Origin of the sequence: Microcoleus sp. K4-B3 (genome assembly GCF_036704615.1) — a bacterium.
In the GTDB taxonomy this organism is placed as follows: domain Bacteria; phylum Cyanobacteriota; class Cyanobacteriia; order Cyanobacteriales; family Microcoleaceae; genus Microcoleus.
Map to the genome: position 1 here is coordinate 1 of NZ_JAUBSF010000116.1, position 17,875 is coordinate 17,875.

Here is a 17,875-nt window from a genome sequence, read left to right on the forward strand (position 1 = left end):
TTTTAATGAAAGATTCTAATTGGGCTATTTCTTTTTCCATATCTTTTTGTGGAAGTTGTAAGTTATTCATTTTTTTTGTTGTCACGATCAAGTATTGCATATAATTGTACCGTAATCATGATAATGATTTAGGATTGCTATATACGCAAAGCTAACTGATTGCTCAACAGTGACAAAGTAAGTCTGGGTGAATTACTAGAATGTTTGGAATCTTTGTGCAAAGAGTACGGGTACGTCCAAGGAATGACAATTACCAATTTTCGAGACTTGGTGTCTGGCAAAAAAGCGCTTGCCGAAATTCAAGATTTAATTGAAAAAGTTAAACAAAAACTAAAATCGCTAAAATGCACAAATTAATTTTTACAATGAATTTAGCTCAATCTCCAGAGCTGATTTATGGAAATTTGCAATTGATTTATCCCAGCAGCGAGGCGATCGATTACGTGGCGACTTCTGGCTGTGCCGACTGGCAGCGACCCGGTGACGAGTGGCAACGGGGGAAAGGGCCAATTCCGGCGGGTGACTATCAAATCCCCAGCGAGCCGTATTATTTAGAAACTCGTGGCGTGGAAGGTGACTTTTTTCACATTACCCCCGATCCGGTGGTTTCGGCGCATGGCATCCGAGCCGAGCTAGGGCTGCACTTTGATGCCAATGTACCCGGCAGCGCCGGTTGTGTAGTTATCAAAAATCGGGAAGGGTGGCGGCAGTTTTGCGATCGGCTCGCGTCGATTGCAGAATTGGGGGTAAAGAGTTTGCCGCTCACCGTGAAATATAACTAGAAAGTTTGCACCATATGTCTACGCTGCTTACACGTCTGTAAACAGCGTAGACCGGTAGTTTTAATCCCTGATAGGGTTTTAGGTGGTTAGCACCAGCGTGTAAGACTGCCCTTTTTTCAATCCCTGGTAGGGAACTGCTGGGAGGCTGGAAGCCCGCGCCCTAGTGTGCAGCGCTTATTCCCAGCCACCAAAATAATATCATTTATTGTTGGGGATTCGTTTTAGTAATCGCCTGTTCGATTGCAGTGGCCCGAATCGCCATTTCTATTGCTTTGAATATCTCCGTACTTGGGATTTTGGAAGATACTAATGAGAATTCTTTGAGATGCACGCTAACTTGCTCTCCCTTTTTCGCTACAATACCTAATTTACCACGGTTTGAGCCTTAACTGAACCGTATTGGATCATAAGCTGCGTAGCCGCTTAATAGTCGCGCAAGGTTCTGAGGGAAGGGTTGAGGAGCGAGCCTCAACCCTTACCCGCTAAAAATATGTAGGGGCATCGGCATGCCGTGGCTATTTTTGATCGTCGATACAGGGCGAATAATTTTTGACAATCGACAAACAGTTCCGGCCATCAGCCGTTCTCGTATAACTGAGACTATCTGCGATGTCTTTCATCAACTTTAGACCCCGCCCGCCCGGAGCTTCAGGATCGATTTTTTCCGACATATCTTTAATTTTTTGCTCTAAATCAAACGCAGCGCCCGAATCCCAAATTTTAATCTCTAGAGATTCAGTACACACCACCACCTCAATGTCAACGGGCAACTCCGGCTGTTTGCCCTCGTGGGCGTGACGCACCGCATTTGTAAAGCCCTCAGCCAAAGCCAACTGACAGCGTATCCAAACGCTTGTGGGAATTCGCTGCTCGTACAATTGTGCAAACCATGACAAAACTCGGTCTAAAGCACTTAGACCAGTATTGACTTGAAGATCCGCTTTCTTGAGGACTTGCAACTTTTGGGAACCTTTTAATTCAATCACGCTCTGCCACTGAAATTATAGTTCCATAAAATAGAGACAAATATTGTATTGCCTGTACTTTACGTTTTTAACTTTTTTTGCCAAAAGGCGGGCAACTGCTAGCACCCACATCACCCATTGCAGTCATTCACCGGCAGCCTCATTTTCCACGTTCTCGATCGGCTCCTTTGCCATGTAAAACCGGGCAAAATTGAATGGGAGTGCGATCGTACTAGCTTTTGCTGCTAGGAAAATAAATGTCAAATCGACTAATTAGGTATTTACGATAACAGAAGTCCCGCCCAGATGTCAATTCGTCCCTGCTGCCCAAAAAAGTCCATAAAAGTTTATATTCTGAGTATAAACTAGGGGTGAAGTTCAACCGAACCAAAATTTGCATCAAATTTCAAGGTAAATTGAACTTGATGGCTGGCCGGCAAAAGCATTTACCTGGAAAGCGATGTTATAGAAATATTCTGGGAGATTGAAAACCCTGTCCCGATCAGGCCCGGATCACAAGCGACGGCTCGACGCTCGCTTCGCCGAACGTCTCAAGGGACGAAGAGTCCCCGTGTTCTTTTTTATCCGTCTTATGCTGGGTGTGGTACGATCGTAATCGGTCTAAAAGTGAGTATAACTAAACAACATAAAAACTTAACTGGATTGGTTGAGCGATCGGTCACACAAACACGGTGTTGCTGTTTAGGAAAGCTACATTTGAACAAAACCTAACTATAAGTCAAGAACTAATTGAGTACGGTAGGGCATACCGGAATTTAGGCTTCTGGAGAGAGCGACCTCTACTTAGACAGGAGTAATCTTGTCGCAAGCGGTGTCAGCTCGTTGAATGAAGAATTGATCGTGTATGAAAGACCTGAGAGTGTCAATAGACTATACTCAATCTCAGACAAGGGCGCTGACAGGATATATTTTTAATGACCCCCAGACCTTGAAAAACTTGTAGTACCTAAGTGCCCATGTTTCAAATTCTGGTTATTGACGATGATACGGCTGTTCAAGAACTGCTGAGAAGAACCCTGAAAAAACAGGGTTACGAAGTGACAGTAGCAAGTAATGGCGAAGACGGTGTAGCCCAGGCGCAAAAATTGCGTCCGGCCTTGATAATTTGCGATTGGATCATGCCGCGCTTGACCGGCATAGATGTCTGCCGTCGAGTTAAGGCAGATCCGGAGCTGTCAACTACACAATTCTTTTTGTTGACTTCTTTGGGTTCGATCGCCGATCGAGTCAAAGGGCTCGACGCAGGTGCCGACGATTTTATCTCGAAGCCGATCGAACTCAACGAGTTACAGGCGAGAGTACGCGCGGGATTGAGGCTGCACCAACTCAGCCGAGATTTGAAAATAGCCAAGCAAAGTCTGGAAGCAGAGTTAGCCGAGGCCGCCGAGTACGTGCAATCGCTGCTGCCAGATCCGATGACGGAACCTTTCAGCATCGAGGCAAAATTCATTCCCTCCCGGCAGTTGGGGGGAGATTGCTTCGACTACAACTGGCTAGATGCCGATTATTTGGCGATTTACTTGCTCGACGTAGCCGGTCACGGTTTGCGGGCGGCGCTGCCTTCTGTGGCCGTGCTGAATTTGCTGCGATCGCGCACACTCCCGAACATAGACTATTACAAACCCAGCGACGTTTTGCGCGCCCTCAACACCACCTTCCAGATGAGCTACCAAAATGACAAGTATTTCACCATCTGGTATGGCGTTTACAACCGCATTTCTCGGCAGCTCATTTATGCCAGCGCTGGCCATCCGCCGGCGGTGTTGATTTCCCAGTCCCCTGCGAGCACTGCTAAAATCCAGCGATTAAAAACCCCCGGAATGCCGGTCGGGATGTTCCCCGACGCCCCCTATGTCGATAATTGCTGCGATGTCGAGGATTTGAGCACTCTCTACATCTTTAGCGACGGGGTATACGAGATCCACCAACCTGACGGCAATATCTGGGGGCTTGACCCTTTCGTCGACCTGTTAGCAGCTTACAACGGTGCAAGTGCCGACCAGTTAGAGCTGGTTTTGAACTACATTCAAAAGTTGAACGCTAAAGCAGTTTTTGATGATGATTGGTCTTTACTCAAGGTAAACTTTGGCTAGCTGACTTCTTGCATCACATCTGCGACCAAATAGCAAGAAGGCAGCAGCCAAAAGATTTAGTTAGTTGAGAGAATTTTGCTATTAAAAGCATCGCGGGTCTGAAATATCTCGAAAACTCGATCCATGCTGGTGAGTTCAAATAAGATGCGGATTTGCTCGTTGATAGAACAGACGACTAATTGACTCCCAGCGGCCCGGACTGTTTTGAGCGCCAAGACTAAAGCGCCCAAACCAGAACTATCCATAAATGTCACATCAGTGAAGTCTATCAATACCACATCGGCTCCCGCTTCCACTAGGTCGCTAATCTCTTGGCGGAATTGACTTGCCTTGGTGCCGTCTAAAATGCCAGAGGGCTGAATAATTTTAACTACAGGACTCATATTTTGCGGTGGGAATGTCAGAATTTCTAGCCAGACTAGGCTAGTATAGCTGCGAGATGGACTCCGAGCCAAATAAGAAAGGGGGAAAGCGCCAGAGCCTGAGAGCGGGAGAATAGTTTTGAGTGCAAAAGATGGTGTTCGTCGCGGATCGTAACGCCGATCGGAGTCGCAGCGCTTCGCCGGGAGTGAATTTTGAGAGGGGACAATCTTTGTTCTGCCGAATGCCTTCTGGTATTAATCAAACTGGGCTAACTTTGGCGCGGTAGAGGAGTTTGTCGCCTTGTCTGTACCCTGTGTAGCGAACTTTGACGGGTTCTCCCGGCTGGGCTGTTCCTTCGATGAGCTGGTGCTGTTGCGGATTGTAGGGCAGTTCGGCTCCGACTGGGGCGATCGACTCCACTCCCCAATGCTCCAATAACTGCTCGACTGGCCGCAGCAAAGGCAGTAGTTTCTGAGCCCGCAACTGGTGATTTTCCTGAGCTTTGCTCGCAGCAGTCGGCCACTGCAACATCCAAGATTCTAAAATTTGCACGCTAGAAAGCTGGAATTCCTGCATCAAAGATTCTCGCTGCTGTTCGATCGAAGCTTGCAGGCGCTGATATTCTTGTTCTACCGCTGTCGGTAGTGCCTGTTCTAACTCTACACAGTCTGGCGCCAATGTTGCGAGCAGTTCGGTTAAGGAAATTTGCAAAGCTTGACTGATTTTGAGCAGGATGTCGGCTCGGGTTTGCAGGGCTAAGCCGCGACGCAGGCGACTTAGCTGGATCTCGGGAACTCCTGCTTTTTGGCTGAGTTCTCGATCGCTCGAAAGCCCCGCCTGTTCCATCAGGCGTTGCAGTTGAGGAGCATAATCTGGAATATTAGCTGCCACGAAAAACTCATCCAAATTAATAAATGGACATATTCTCGATCCTAAGCTCTCAGGAGCATCAACGAAATACATTTTTGGGGCGGGCTGTTCGGCCCGCCCCACAGCAGTTTCGCAATTTATGAAGATGCAAGTTCAATTCTTGAAAGCTTGCTATTTGACGGCTACTTTTTCCCGGGCGGAGGCTGTTGCAGTTGTCGCAGAACCTTGCAAATGCGCTTCTAGGAACCACAAACGCTTGTCAATTGTCCGCGAAATTTCGGTGTAGAGATCCGCTGTATCGGCGTCGCCGAGTTCGCCTGTTTTGTCGATCGCGACTCGCAGGTGTTGGGCGTAGGGCGCGTAGCGATCGGCCAAAGCCGTCACGTATTCTTTGCCGTCTACAATGTCGAAAGGAAATTCTGGCAGGATCGAATCTGCGGCGGCTGTGCGGGCTGTTCCTACAGCCAAACCGCCCAAAGCTGTGACCCGTTCGGCAACCGTATCAACGTATTCTTCGAGTTCTGTTGCCATTTCGTCAAACAGCAAGTGCAACTGGTAGAAGTCCATGCCTTTAACGTTCCAGTGAGCTTGCTTGACTTGGGTTTTTAAGTCCAGAGTCGTTGCCAGCGTGGCGTTGAGCAGCCCGACTACTTGAGAGCGGGTGGCGGCTGACATATTGATGCGGGTGGGGTAAAGATGTTGTTTGTGGTTGTTGGCAGTCATAGGTTTTTAGCTTGTTATTAGTGATTGTCGATCGAACTTCTTAGAAAGGTTTGGGCGATCGAATATTTGCCTGTCGTGAATTTCTGTTGAGAGGCTCAGGCTAGGTGCATCTGCAACACGGCACGGGTAGCTCGGCGTACTTTACAGCGGATAGTTTCTAAACCGAGACGCTGGCAAGCTTCGTACCGGTGGCAGCCCGAAAATCCGTAATACTGACCATCTACTTCTAGCACGTCGATGGGTTCGTTTAAACCTACCTCGCGGATGGATTCCATGAGGGCGGCTACTTTGCTTTGGTCGTTGACTCGCGGCAGGGGGCGGCGAATCTGGTTGAGGGGTATTTCTTCGATCCTCATGGAGGCTCTCTTTTTTGCTTGTTATTAAATCATACTCGTAATGACTTCGACTTGGCAAGCAAAATGAGGAATTACGCAAAAACCTGGTTTCGAGATGATTGCTCTCTAAGATGGATACAAACAAAGCAACTTGCAGGCAACCCCTGATGAACTCAACGACTGGCTTGTTAACTCGCATTACCCAGACCCCCGGTCAGTGTGGCGGTCGTCCCTGCATTCGAGGAATGCGAATTCGAGTCACGGACATCCTAGAAATGCTGGCTGAGAACCTCAGCGTTACTGAGATTTTAGAAGATTTCCCTGACTTGGAGCTGGCAGATATTCAAGCTTGCTTGCTGTTTGCTGCACGACGTACCGATTTCCCAAGACTGACGGCATGAAAATGCGGTCTACACTTTTCAATTTTCGAGCTTTCAAACTATATTTTCCCTTGTCAATTGTCCATTTACTAAAAAGCATTCTCATCTTCACTGAGATGACAGGCAACTACACTGTATGGATAATCATTTTGCTCAACATCTACCCCAAAAACTACAACTCGGCTGACAGGAGAAATGCTCCTAGCTTCATCCAGAGTATTTCTCATTATGTGATTTATTTTTTCTTCATCAATACGCTTATAGGCGAAGCCAGCCACTACGGCGCGCTCGGGACTTGCTTCACTAATGAATATACAAGTATTATTGTGATCGGGTAGTTGCCAAAACTTATTGACAATTTTTTTAATTCGTTTGAACTGTTCTTCAAACTTTATTTGCTCATCATGAGTAAAATTGAGAAGTACACAACCAATTTCAGTCCAACGCTCAGGCTGCTGTGCTTCAATATGCTGGATAATGCTTCTCCACCAATGTGTTAATTTAGGCTTCGGTTTAGGAGTTTCACTTTTAGGTAATTCTCTCAGAAAAAATGGATTAAAAATGTTTGACAGTCCACGTAAGCGAAGACGCTGTTGAGCGAACTCAGTATTTAAGATATTAAACCCTGTATCAAGATAGAAGGCAAGTAAATCAATCTCCTCACCACTATAATTAGAATTTTTCTCAAATTCTGTACGCTGCCCTAAGTAGTGTAGTTTGTCGCAATTTCCCTCTAAAATTTCAAAGATAATTTCGAGATCAGCAAGAGACATAGTTGGAGACATTTCAAGATCAGGTGCAATTAAACCCGCTTGTTTCAGGTCGGTTGAGCAACAAAAAAGAGTACCTAATGACTCTAAAGTAATACTCAAGCGAACCACCTCACGTACTTTTGAACAGTCAACTTCATTTAATTCGCCTTTGCGAGTCTTCAACTGATGCAAACCTGGATTTTTTATTAGGTAATCATAAAATCTTTTGGATTGAATGGATGGTTCTACTATTAATTTTTTGACAATTGTCTTTATGCTCTCAAAAGCCCCACGCTTTGTCGCTTCAGTCACTTTACCTGATTTAGCCTCTACAACTAGCAAATGGGAGTCTAGTAAAACCAGAAGGTCAGTCTCAAAAGTCTTTTTGGTTGTAAAATCGAACCATTCGCTACCTTGATAGAGCTTAGCAGATGGGAAAGCTTTTTGGAAAAGCTGATAAATCTCTTGCTCCAAAAACTTTCCCCTACGCTCTTCATATTTTCTATAAATTTCAGGATGAGGTTTAATAATAGCTTCCATAATATCTATGAAATCATTTAAGAAGAGTGTTATGACTGGGCAGAAATAAGTTCCAACCTCAAGCTTGATGAGAGGTTTCTGCCAAACAGGATTGCCAAGAAATAAATGTTCTGGATTCCACCCTGATAAATCTCCAAAAGATAGCGACCATACATTCAGCACATCTTTTAGTGCTTCTGGATTAACAGCTTTTGGATAAGCACGTACAAATGTATCGAGTGTTAATGTGTAAATATGTTTTAGTCGTACATCACTCTCACTATAAATAAATCCTCTTAAGCCGTCAAGAGTTAAACCTTCCTCTTGAACATAGGCTGAGAGGTCTTCTGGAGATGAAGTAAGATCGGGAAAAGCTTGATAATACTTTTTGATAGCAATTTTGATGCTTTTGGCTCGGAGTGAAGGCAGAGTTAAATTCCGATGCTGATTGATTCTGGATTCAACAACATCGAGTATTTTGAACCACATTTCTACTAAACATACAACTCGAACTCCAATTTTTTGCTCAATCGTATCATCCAGACTTGAGAATAAATCCGAAACAATCCGCTTAACTTGTTGGGGATATCCCCAGTTACGTACAGCTTGAGTATCTGCCCTGACCCTTTCTATTGCCATAAATTTCTGATGCTCTATGGTTGTCGATGGATCTGCTAGGGATAAAGACTTCATTTTAAATCCAAGCGTGACATCCTGAACCAGTTGGCGAAACTCAACAAAGTCTTGTGGTCGAGCTGGTCTGAAATCAAATAAATCTTGTGAATGCTGAAGAAGAAGACCTTGTAGAAATTCTACATGATGTTGAAGGATGGGATTTTTTTCAGCCCATTCACGATTTATACCAGGTGAAGTCGTTAAATCATAGTATGCAAAAAACGATAGTAAAGAACAAGCCTCAACCTGAAAAATTCGTTTTTGCAATATTTCAAAAGAGGTCTTAAATTTTTGCTCGAAGTTTCTACCTAATTTCTTAATGGATTCAACTCTTTCGTTTTGAGTTATTCCCTCAGATAGTGAGGGCATTTTGTGATAAGTGAATCCAGTAAATTCTGTTGTGACGCGACGAGTGGTAAAACCTTTAGACTGGTTTTTATTATTTGCTTGGGCAGATGTTTTCTCTTTCTTCCGTTTCTTCTTGGTCACTGTAAAAGTCACCTAAACCATGATACTTAGTTCTCCATCCCAATGATAGCAGGACTTTATTAAAATACTCAACTCGGACAGATAACTTTGATAGACCGCCCGATATAACCTAAACAGTCGAACTATTATTAGGCTGAAACTTTCCACTGGGACAGAATAATGTCAACTCAATCCCGCAATAATATTGACGCTCATAGCCAGAATAGCGGTGTTAAAAAAGAACGACAGCACGCTGTGAAAAAGCACGAGATACCTCGTGGAACGAGAAGTTATCTGCACGTCTGCAACTTGGCAAGTCATGCCAATACCAAAGGAGAAATATAAAAAATCTTTGTAGTCAGGTTCCTCGTCGCCCGGAAAATCCAAACCCCCCGCCTGCAAGTAGCTGCCGTGCTGCTTGCTGCGGTTTTTGTAGTAGCTGCGGGCATAGTGCATGGTGAAGATAGTGTGTACCTGCATCCAAGACCCAACAATTGTGAGGACAGAAAGCCCTAAGTGCAGAAATAGTAAATTTGGGGACAGGCCTTTGGTATCGCGCAGCAGGAAGACGATCGCCAACAAGCTAGCACAAGCGGCTGCCACGATCGTGCTTAAGATTGCCAAGCGGCCGGCGTCCAACTGCTGAGCGTGGTGGCGCATCTGTTCGGGAGTGCCTTGCAGCATCAGCATCCAAGTCAAAATCAGGAAACTGATAGCGCCCGCGTTCCAAATGCACAGCATCCGAGTCAGCGGGAGATAGTCAGGCGGCACGAAAACAGCGACTGCAATAGCGAACAGAACAGACGCAAACAGGCGGTGCCGGACGCTCCAGAGCCAGTGCATTTTAGATAGGCGAACGTTTTTCACCATGATTTAGTATAAGTTAGTCACGGTAAGGGTTAGAAAATCCCAACTACTGCTATCTTGGCAGGAAATCCCCAAAAATCAATCAATTGGTAACACGCAGCACAGGCAGAATTTTTCATGCCTTTCGATAGATCGATCGACCTCAACGTTCTAGGTACAGTGGGAGAAAAGATAAATTGCGGTTTGAAATTATGGCATCCTCCCAACCCCTCAAAGGCATTGAATTGATCGACTGCGCCAAAGCTAACGCCCAACAAGGAATCGCCACAGCCGCTGAGCTTTGCGGCTACGGAGGCGACCTCAACACCTTCGAGCGGGAACTGAAACAGGCTTGCCAAAACATCGGCGTCGAAGTCAAGGAATTGAGCGATTTGATTACGGATCAGCAGATGATGAAAGAAGGAATGGGCATTGAAATCGCTCCAGATACTCCCTCAGAACTCTAGACTCAATCTCCACCGCACCAGTTTTAGAGCTAAGACTGCCCCGACACCAATATTTTGAGTCTGCTAGCTGAGGCAGGCTAGAATGTTTTGCATGGGAGCTTCCGACTTTAGCCAGAAGTCGCGTTTTCTCCCGCGAACAGGGTGCTTTCTGGAGGGTGCTGAGATTGTTAGGAGGACTGTCGTGTCAGATCAGCAAGACCGAATTATGCGTTTGTTTATAGAGGAGGCTAAGGAGCACCTCGATACTCTAGAAAATGGTTTAGTGGATTTGAAGTCCACGATGAAAGACCCCGAAAGCGTCCAAGAGATGTTTCGAGCCGCCCATTCCGTGAAAGGAGGGGCGGCCATGCTGGGTTTAGATAGTATTAAAACAACCGCTCACCGCTTGGAAGATTGTTTTAAGGTGCTCAAGGACGGGCCCGTCAAGCAGGTTGACCAAACGGCAGAATCCCTATTTTTAAAGGGAGTTGATACGCTTAAGGACTTGCTGGGGCGACTGGAGGGGCCTTTCGGCTTGAGGAATGAAGAGGGAGAAAAACTCGTGCAGCAGGTGATGCCTGTTTTTGCTCAACTCGAAACTCACCTCAATAAATTGGCGTCGGGCAAAGTGCAGGCGGTTGCTGCTGGGTCTGGTGCGCCCGCCGCTCCAACAGCGGGCGCTGTGCCTGCAAATTTTACTGTTGAAGTGATGACTTTACTTAAAGAAATGTTGCAGGTGTTCAAGCAGAAAGAATCGGTTGCTAGTCGCTCCGAGTTGACGGCTGTTTGCGTTCGCCTCTATAAGTTGGGAGGTAAAATTGAGACTTGGCAAAATTTAGTGAAAACAGCTAGAGCCGCGATCGTCAATCCCAAAAACTCTTATAAAGTCTTAGCTCCGCTGATTATCAAAGAACTCAAAGAAGCTGGAGATTTGGTGCAAGGGGGGAAAGTCAAGGCGATCGCTCCGAGTAAAAATTTGCTACTTTTGGCAGCAAGCCCAAAACCAGCAGAGCCAATCGCCTCAACAGCCCCAGCAGCAGCATCGAAGCAAGTAGCACTTCCCGCCGAACCGAAGGCGGTAGTCAAGCTTTTGCTCAAAACCTTCAACAAAAAGCAACTCTCGGAAATCGCCAAGTTACTCGTTAACGCCCTCAGAGCACCCTCAAACTAGGACTTGTTGCAGTAGAAGATAGAGTCAAAGCAATATTTTTGAGGCGGATAATTTTCTGGTGGGTGCTGGCAGCATGAGTTGAGCAGCAACTCGAAAAAATTCACTCAGTCGAAATTTTTGCCCTCTACCTTCTACTGTTGGGTAACCCTGCGTTAGAATTAGTGAATATGTGGGCGTGCAATATTGTACCTGAATTAAAAATCGAGCAGGCTTTATAAGGCGGTAGCTGTGAAACCAATTCGTTCATTAGAAGATGCTTTAAACCGCTGTCAGGCGATGGGAATGCGCTTGAGCCGCCAGCGTCGATTTATTCTAGAACTTTTGTGGGAGGCAAAAGAACACCTCTCGGCTCGCGAAATTTACGATCGCCTCAACCAACAAGCGCATTCGATCGGGCATACTTCGGTTTATCAAAATCTAGAAGCTTTGTCGAGAGAAGGGATTATTGAGTGCATAGAACGCTCGGAGGGACGCTTGTACGGCAATGTCAGCGATTCTCACTCTCACGTCAACTGTCTGGATACGACTCAGATTCTCGACGTTCATGTGGAACTGCCGATCGAATTGATCGAACAAATCCAGCAGCAAACAGGTGTCAAAATAGTAGACTACCGGATAGATTTCTACGGTTATCGAACGGCAGAGTCCGCAGCGCAAGCATCGAGTGTCAGCGATACGCCAAAGGCTTCGTAACCGATAAAGTCGCTGCTGTTGGAAGCAAAACCGATCTTTTGGCTCGACCTGTCGGTCGTATAAAAGGATTTAAGTATTTAGCTGCGCTCGATCGGTTTTTTTGCCGTCTCCCGCCGGAATTTGGCACAGTAGAGAAGAGTGAAACTCGATCGCCAAACTTGGCGATCGGGAATAAATACGACTAAACAAAAAAAATCAGTTCTACCCGCTACAGGTAAGAGTTTAGACCAAATTGGGCTTTTGTACCCCCTTGATTTTTTAGTCCGCTTGGAGTGGACGAAAGTTTGTTTTGTGTAGTTCCGGTTTCAAGCGCTGAGTCTTAATAAAGGGAATTTATGACCCAAATTTATGATTAGACCTTACTTAAACCCCTCCAAATTTATCTGCGGAGTAAAATCTAAAATCTAAAATCTAAAATCGATCGACTGACGGGGGCTTTATACTGTTTTTTTTGCTAAACGGCCGCGGGATATGTGAATAACTGTTTGATAACTGGTATGATTTACGTGCTTCGAGAACCGAAAATGCTCAGAAGCAACCAGTGGGGCCAGACACGAACCTCACTATAAAACGCCGTAGAGGGAAAGATTGCCAGTACCTTGAAGGAAGTTCTCGATCTCCTTAACAGGAGTCAGAAGCCGACATCACAATCTATGATTTGATGTGGGAGTGTCACGTTCTAGTGCGCATTACAGGACAGGCTGAAGTAATGGCGAGACGACAATCTGACCAATTCCACACACCACCGCAATACAACCCATCCCCCAAACCGACGGCACAATTCAGTGCAGAGGCGACAGGCGATGCGAGTTCCTCAGTAACGGCGCAGCCGACCGAGGGAAAAAGAACTTTTTGGCAGTGGCAACTTATCTGGCTGAGTCTCCTGGTGGGATTTGGAGTAACGGGGGCTGCTGCATTTCTGTGGTTGCTGACCATGCCGCCGCCGCCCAATTGCCAGCAACTGTCGCCACTGGCGGCGGATGGAGAGCGACTTTACTGCGCTCAGCAAGCGGCTAAGTCGGGCAAGCTAGAACAGCTAGAATCGGCAATGGCGCTGGTGCAGGCTTGGCCAAAAGAACATCCGCTATACTCGCAGGGTCAACATTTGATAGGAGAATGGTCGAAAGCCATTCTGGGATTTGCCAGGGCAAAAATTGAGCTGGGCGATTTGAAAGGCGCTCTGGAGATTGTGGCGAAAATTCCGAAAACCAGTCCGTCTTACCCAGAGGTACAGGAGGCTGTGACTGCTTGGGAAAAAAATTGGCAGGAGGGCCAAAAACTCTACGATACAGCCCTAGCAGCTTTGAAAAGTGAGGATTTAAGGAAGGCTTGGGATTATGCTCAAGCTCTGTTTAAGCTGGAAAATGTTTTCTGGAGTCAGAAACGGTACAACGAGCTGATCCAGCAGATTTCTTTGGAAAGAAACGGCTGGCAGCGCTTGCAAGAGGCTAGAGATTTGGCGCAGGACGGAACTCCGCAAAAGTTCGCTGAGGCGATCGTCCTGGCTCGTAAAATAGACTCGCAGCTTTTTGCCCGCGCTAAAGCTGAGAAGGAAATTGAGGGCTGGAGCCGGACTTTGCTGGCAATGGCTACTAAACGGTTGGGGGCGAAAGACCTGCCGGGGGCGATCGAGGCTGCTTCTGTGGTGCCGCAGGATTCGCCGCTGTTTGCGGAAGCTCAAGATTTGATGCAGTTGGGTAGGGCTCAGGCAGTGACCTGGAACCAGTCGATATCAACACCGCTGGCGCAACACATTTTTAGCTTGCTGGAAGGCCGGGGGGCTGCTAGCCAAATTGCTCCGGGTCGCCCTCTGTACAAGCAAGCTCAAGTTCAAATTGAAAATTTGCAGGTGCAGTTTCAAGATTTGCTGCGGCTGCAAGTGGCGAATACGATCGCTAGTGTCGGTCAGATAGGGACGTTTAGACTCGCGATCGAGCAAGCGCAAACCATCGGACTCAAGCAGCCGCGGCGGGTTCACGCTCAAACTTTGGTGGCTACTTGGCGCCGGGAAATTCAGCGGATCGAAGACCAATCTTTTCTGACCTTGGCGAAGCAGTTGGCAGAACCGCAAACGGTTGAAGGACTCAAGGGCGGCATCGCTCAGGTAGTTCTGATCGCTCAAAACCGCCCCCGCAGAATAGAAGCGCAAACTCTTTTGGCTCAGTGGACGAAACGCATAGAAGTTATTCAAGATCAGCCTTTTTTGGATGAAGCGATCGCCCTGGCGAAGCAAGGAAAACTTAGTGCTGCTATTGAAAAAGCTTCGGAAATTAAGAGCGGTAGGACTTTGTACGCTAAAGCTCAGGATAATGTCTATCAGTGGGTGAGCGAACTGCAAGTTGCTCAAGACCGACCGATTCTGGATCGAGCTTCGGAATTGGCGTCTCAAGGCAGTCTAGGAGCGGCGATCGATACGGCTTCCCAAATCGGTTACGGTAGGGCGCTGTATTCAGAGGCGGCAGGTGCGATCGGGCGCTGGAGTGCTGAACTTAGAGCCAACAGTGCACCGCCACCGGAACCCGCTCGCGATTACGCGCCGGCTCCGCAACAGGAGTACGCGCCGGCTCCGCAACAGGAGGAGTACGCGCCGGCTCCCCGACAAGAGGAGTACGCGCCTCCTCCCGAGCAGGCTCCGGCTCCCGAGCCTTACTATCCCCCCGCGAGCCAAGAGGCCCCGGCTCCCGAGCCGGAACCTTACTATCCCCCCGCAAGGGAACCGGAACCTTACTATCCGCCTGCTAGAGAGCCGGAACCGGAACCTTACTATCCGCCCGCAAGGGAGCCGGAACCTTACTATCCGCCCGCGAGAGAAGAGGCTCCGGCTCCGGCTCCGGAACCGGCTCCTCCGGCTCCGGCTCCGGAACCCGCGCCGCCCTCGATTCCAGAATCGGCTGGGCCTCCTGATGGTAATTTGATCCCCGAGTAATTGGGTTTTGGCGCGATCGGTCTCTCAAATCTCAAATGTAAAATCGAGTGAGTAATTTCCAACTGCTGTCGATCGATGGCGACCCCATTTTCCGGCTGGGGCTGCGAGTTGCTTGCGAGCAGTATCCAGACTTGGAAGTTGTCGCAGAGGTTTCAACGGAAACCGAGGCTTTGGGGATTCTAGAAGCTCGCTCGATAGACTCTGGAACAGCCAAGAAGCCTGCTGATTTGGCCATTTTGGCTGTTGAGACTTTAAATTGGCGATCGGGTCAAACAGAGGCGCTGGAATTTTGTCGCGAACTCAAAAATTTGTACCCCAACCTGCCACTGTTGCTGCTAGGCGGGCCGCTGACACCGGAGCAGTTGGCGGAGGTACAGGCTGCCGGCGCGAATGGGTATTGTCCTAAAGGTAGAGATATTTCCCTGACAATCGAAGCTATTCGCGCGGTGGCATCTGGTCGTACTTATTGGGCGACGGATTCGGCAACTAACCCGGAAATAGAACTAAATGCAGCGGGGGTTCAAACAGTAGAAAACTCCCCAGCAATTGCAGAGAAAAATGCAGATGAGCCGACAGTTGATACGCGAGTACACAAAAAAATGCTGGCTTATTTTTGTCTGTCTGGACTGCGGGAAATAGATGCAGCTTTGGCTGTTGTCAAAGCTGATTTGCAAGAGGTTAGAGCCGCAGATCCGACAGATTTGCCATCTATTTTAGATGGGGTTGTACTCAGCGGGCGCCGCAGGGAATTGCTGGCCGCTCGCTGGATTGTCAGTCAGTTATTATTTGAAGGAAAAGGGGAGAAGGCAGAGGGAAGGAGGAAGTTCAGCAACGGATTTAACGGAGGTCGCTTAAGGGAAGAGGTTGGAGGAAAGAAGGAAGAGGAAGACGGGAGAACAAAGACGGGAGAACCAAGAAGGGAAAATTTGTTAAATAGTTCTCAATTGCAAGTAGCGAATTCCCAAGTTTCGGCTGAATCTTTGGCGGTTGTAACTAATTGGCAAGGTAGCTTGTTTGACTCGGTGGCTGCTAAATTGCAGTTTGATTTGGTGAATTTGACTGGCGTGCCTTTGGAAATTGATATTTTGCGATCGACAAAAAAGCGCGAATTGATGAGCTCCATCCTGCGGAAGTTAGAAGACTTGCTGGAAGAATTGCGCTTTTCGCAAGTGCAGCAAACTCAATTGTCGCAAAAAATGCCTGCTATTTTACTGGATTTATGGGAGGCGACAATCATAGATTTTTTTGGCAGATACTATACACTGCAAACTGAAGAAACTAGGGTTTTTGAGGGCAGTCAAACAAGCTTGAAACTGGCAGAGACTGAAGGGGGAAGCACTCCTAATCTCTTAGCAGGCAGCGGCTTAGAAGTTGTGCCGGTGCTGCTGGCAGATGCTGATGCAGTTGCAGCAGAAATACTTGACAAAATCCCGATGACAGTTGATTTTTTTGCACATTTGCTATTTGAAATTCCTCTAACAGTTGACAATATTTCTTGTGTTGCTGGCAGCCCGCAAGCCATGCAGCGAGCTGAAGGTTTGTTAGAAAATTTGGCGATTCAAGTTGCTAGCGGAGTGGTACAGCCTCTACTAAATAATTTGGCGAATATTGAGGAAATCAAGCAATCTTTTTACGATGGTAAGTTGATTTCGACACGAGAAATTGAGCTTTTTCGGAATAATTTGTCGTGGAGATATCGCTGGGATAGCTATTTTGTGGAACCGAAAGCTATTTTTGAAAGCAGGTTTTGGCTGTTTGTTTTGGGCGATTCTGGAATTAATAGAATTTCTATTTATGCTCCGAGAAATCAGGAGTTAGCGCAGCTTTCTGGGTGGCAGTTAGCCTTGACTTTGCTGCTGGAAACCAGGGATGCGATCGCACCTAGAGTTCGCGCGGTTATTTCGCTGTTGGGTGCTGGGGTTGTTTACGTTTTGACTCAGGTTATAGGGCGGGGAATTGGTTTGATCGGGCGGGGAATTATCCAGGGGATTGGTAATTCTTTGCAAGATAGCAAGTTTGGGAAAAATGGGTAATGCTTCGGCAACGAGTAGTAGAAAAGATGGCATAAATCTTTGATGCAAGAGGGAAACCGCTGATAAACGGGGATTAACGCCGATGCTTTTCAAGATATTTTGCGAAGACCTGCAACAGTTCTAGTGTACGGGGTTTAACAGATTTGATATAATTGGTGATTGGTGATTGGTAATTGGTGGTATTATAGATAAAACTTAATGCTATAAGGCTGACTTTTTATGAGTATTATGATAGCGATAAATGCCGATCGCATAAACAGTTTAGATTTGTCTCCGGTGCGGACTGTAATTGAAAAGTGGCTGGCAGCAGGAGCGATCGCCCAAAACGAACAACAGCTACAATTTGAAATTGAGTATCCGCGCGAAGAGTTAGATCCGCGAGAAATTTCAGAAATTCCCGAAGTGCGACTGTGGTTTATTCGCTTGGATGCTTGTTACCCTTGGCTGCCATTTTTGCTGGATTGGAAAGCGGGAGAATTGGCGCGCTATGCGGCGATGTTGGTGCCGCACCAGTTTCACCGAACCCAAGGTATTCAGTACAATCCTGAAGCTTTGGAAATGTTTTTGATGAACAAAATTTTTGTGTTGACTGATTGGTTGAATCAGCAGGGAATCCCCAGTAAATCGAAGTTGATGGCCATGTCGCAGATGTTTGGTTATGATTTGGAGGATGCTTTTTTTGATGTGATTTTGCCGCACAAATAAGCGAGCGCGCCTCTAATTAAAATCGTCCTAATTAGGGCTTGCTGAATATATTGATCGCATATTACGTGGGCTAGGTTAAGAGAGCGTGCGATCGAGAGTCAGAGGCAAG

The 17,875-nt window shown here is 47.0% G+C and carries 17 protein-coding genes; 10 read left to right on the forward strand and 7 right to left on the reverse strand.

Annotated elements, in window-relative coordinates; all coding sequences use genetic code 11:
• The first annotated feature begins 159 nt into the window (after positions 1-159).
• Positions 160-357, forward strand: coding sequence for a hypothetical protein (locus QUA78_RS29015; RefSeq protein ID WP_333307201.1), 198 nt, complete (start codon positions 160-162; stop codon positions 355-357).
• Positions 345-782 carry a hypothetical protein gene (locus tag QUA78_RS29020; protein WP_333399171.1) on the forward strand — a complete coding sequence of 146 codons (438 nt, stop codon included), beginning with the start codon at positions 345-347 and terminating at the stop codon, positions 780-782. Before QUA78_RS29015 ends, QUA78_RS29020 begins: the two co-directional genes overlap by 13 nt.
• Positions 783-1,297: 515 nt before the next feature.
• Here the strand turns inward: QUA78_RS29020 and QUA78_RS29025 are convergent.
• Positions 1,298-1,768 carry an ATP-binding protein gene (locus QUA78_RS29025; protein WP_333307205.1) on the reverse strand — a complete coding sequence of 157 codons (471 nt, stop codon included), beginning with the start codon at positions 1,766-1,768 and terminating at the stop codon, positions 1,298-1,300.
• Between the two features lie 956 nt (positions 1,769-2,724).
• Here QUA78_RS29025 and QUA78_RS29030 point away from each other — a divergent pair.
• Positions 2,725-3,861, forward strand: a complete 1,137-nt coding sequence (locus QUA78_RS29030) for a SpoIIE family protein phosphatase (protein WP_333204647.1) — start codon at positions 2,725-2,727, stop codon at positions 3,859-3,861.
• 56 nt (positions 3,862-3,917) lie between these two features.
• On the opposite strand, the gene QUA78_RS29035 is transcribed toward QUA78_RS29030, so the two are convergent.
• From QUA78_RS29035 to QUA78_RS29050, 4 genes are all read right to left on the reverse strand, one after another.
• Positions 3,918-4,244, reverse strand: a complete 327-nt coding sequence (locus tag QUA78_RS29035) for an STAS domain-containing protein (RefSeq protein ID WP_041623653.1) — start codon at positions 4,242-4,244, stop codon at positions 3,918-3,920.
• A gap of 238 nt (positions 4,245-4,482) precedes the next feature.
• On the reverse strand, positions 4,483-5,187 hold the full coding sequence (locus QUA78_RS29040; RefSeq protein WP_333305206.1) for a helix-turn-helix domain-containing protein: 705 nt from the start codon (positions 5,185-5,187) through the stop codon (positions 4,483-4,485).
• Between the two features lie 78 nt (positions 5,188-5,265).
• The gene (gene dps / locus QUA78_RS29045) at positions 5,266-5,817 is read right to left on the reverse strand and encodes a DNA starvation/stationary phase protection protein Dps (protein ID WP_333305204.1); all 552 of its coding nucleotides are present in this window, start codon (positions 5,815-5,817) and stop codon (positions 5,266-5,268) included.
• 95 nt (positions 5,818-5,912) lie between these two features.
• The gene (locus QUA78_RS29050) at positions 5,913-6,173 is read right to left on the reverse strand and encodes a sulfiredoxin (protein WP_333204641.1); all 261 of its coding nucleotides are present in this window, start codon (positions 6,171-6,173) and stop codon (positions 5,913-5,915) included.
• A 146-nt stretch (positions 6,174-6,319) separates the two neighbouring features.
• Between QUA78_RS29050 and QUA78_RS29055 the strand changes: the two genes are divergently transcribed.
• Positions 6,320-6,553: a DUF433 domain-containing protein gene (locus QUA78_RS29055; RefSeq protein ID WP_333305201.1), complete on the forward strand. Its 234-nt coding sequence runs from the start codon at positions 6,320-6,322 to the stop codon at positions 6,551-6,553.
• 68 nt (positions 6,554-6,621) lie between these two features.
• Here the strand turns inward: QUA78_RS29055 and QUA78_RS29060 are convergent, their stop codons facing one another.
• The gene (locus QUA78_RS29060) at positions 6,622-8,979 is read right to left on the reverse strand and encodes a hypothetical protein (protein WP_333305200.1); all 2,358 of its coding nucleotides are present in this window, start codon (positions 8,977-8,979) and stop codon (positions 6,622-6,624) included.
• Between the two features lie 150 nt (positions 8,980-9,129).
• Positions 9,130-9,789, reverse strand: a complete 660-nt coding sequence (locus QUA78_RS29065) for a DUF1345 domain-containing protein (RefSeq protein ID WP_333399172.1) — start codon at positions 9,787-9,789, stop codon at positions 9,130-9,132.
• Between the two features lie 215 nt (positions 9,790-10,004).
• Here QUA78_RS29065 and QUA78_RS29070 point away from each other — a divergent pair, with 215 nt between their 5' ends.
• The 6 genes from QUA78_RS29070 to QUA78_RS29095 all read left to right on the forward strand — a co-directional run bounded on the left by QUA78_RS29070 (position 10,005) and on the right by QUA78_RS29095 (position 17,766).
• Entirely contained in the window at positions 10,005-10,259 is a 255-nt protein-coding gene (locus QUA78_RS29070; RefSeq protein WP_172192057.1) for a hypothetical protein, read from the forward strand.
• Positions 10,260-10,341: 82 nt separating this feature from the next.
• Complete coding sequence (locus QUA78_RS29075) at positions 10,342-11,409, forward strand: Hpt domain-containing protein (protein ID WP_333305196.1); 1,068 nt, start codon at positions 10,342-10,344, stop codon at positions 11,407-11,409.
• Between the two features lie 228 nt (positions 11,410-11,637).
• On the forward strand, positions 11,638-12,102 hold the full coding sequence (locus QUA78_RS29080) for a transcriptional repressor (RefSeq protein ID WP_172192055.1): 465 nt from the start codon (positions 11,638-11,640) through the stop codon (positions 12,100-12,102).
• Between the two features lie 709 nt (positions 12,103-12,811).
• Positions 12,812-15,028 (forward strand): hypothetical protein, encoded by a 2,217-nt coding sequence (locus QUA78_RS29085; protein ID WP_333305194.1) that lies wholly within the window; start codon positions 12,812-12,814, stop codon positions 15,026-15,028.
• Positions 15,029-15,075: 47 nt separating this feature from the next.
• Positions 15,076-17,061 (forward strand): DUF3685 domain-containing protein, encoded by a 1,986-nt coding sequence (locus QUA78_RS29090; protein WP_333305192.1) that lies wholly within the window; start codon positions 15,076-15,078, stop codon positions 17,059-17,061.
• A 219-nt stretch (positions 17,062-17,280) separates the two neighbouring features.
• Entirely contained in the window at positions 17,281-17,766 is a 486-nt protein-coding gene (locus tag QUA78_RS29095; protein WP_333399173.1) for a CRR6 family NdhI maturation factor, read from the forward strand.
• Positions 17,767-17,875: the final 109 nt, after the last annotated feature.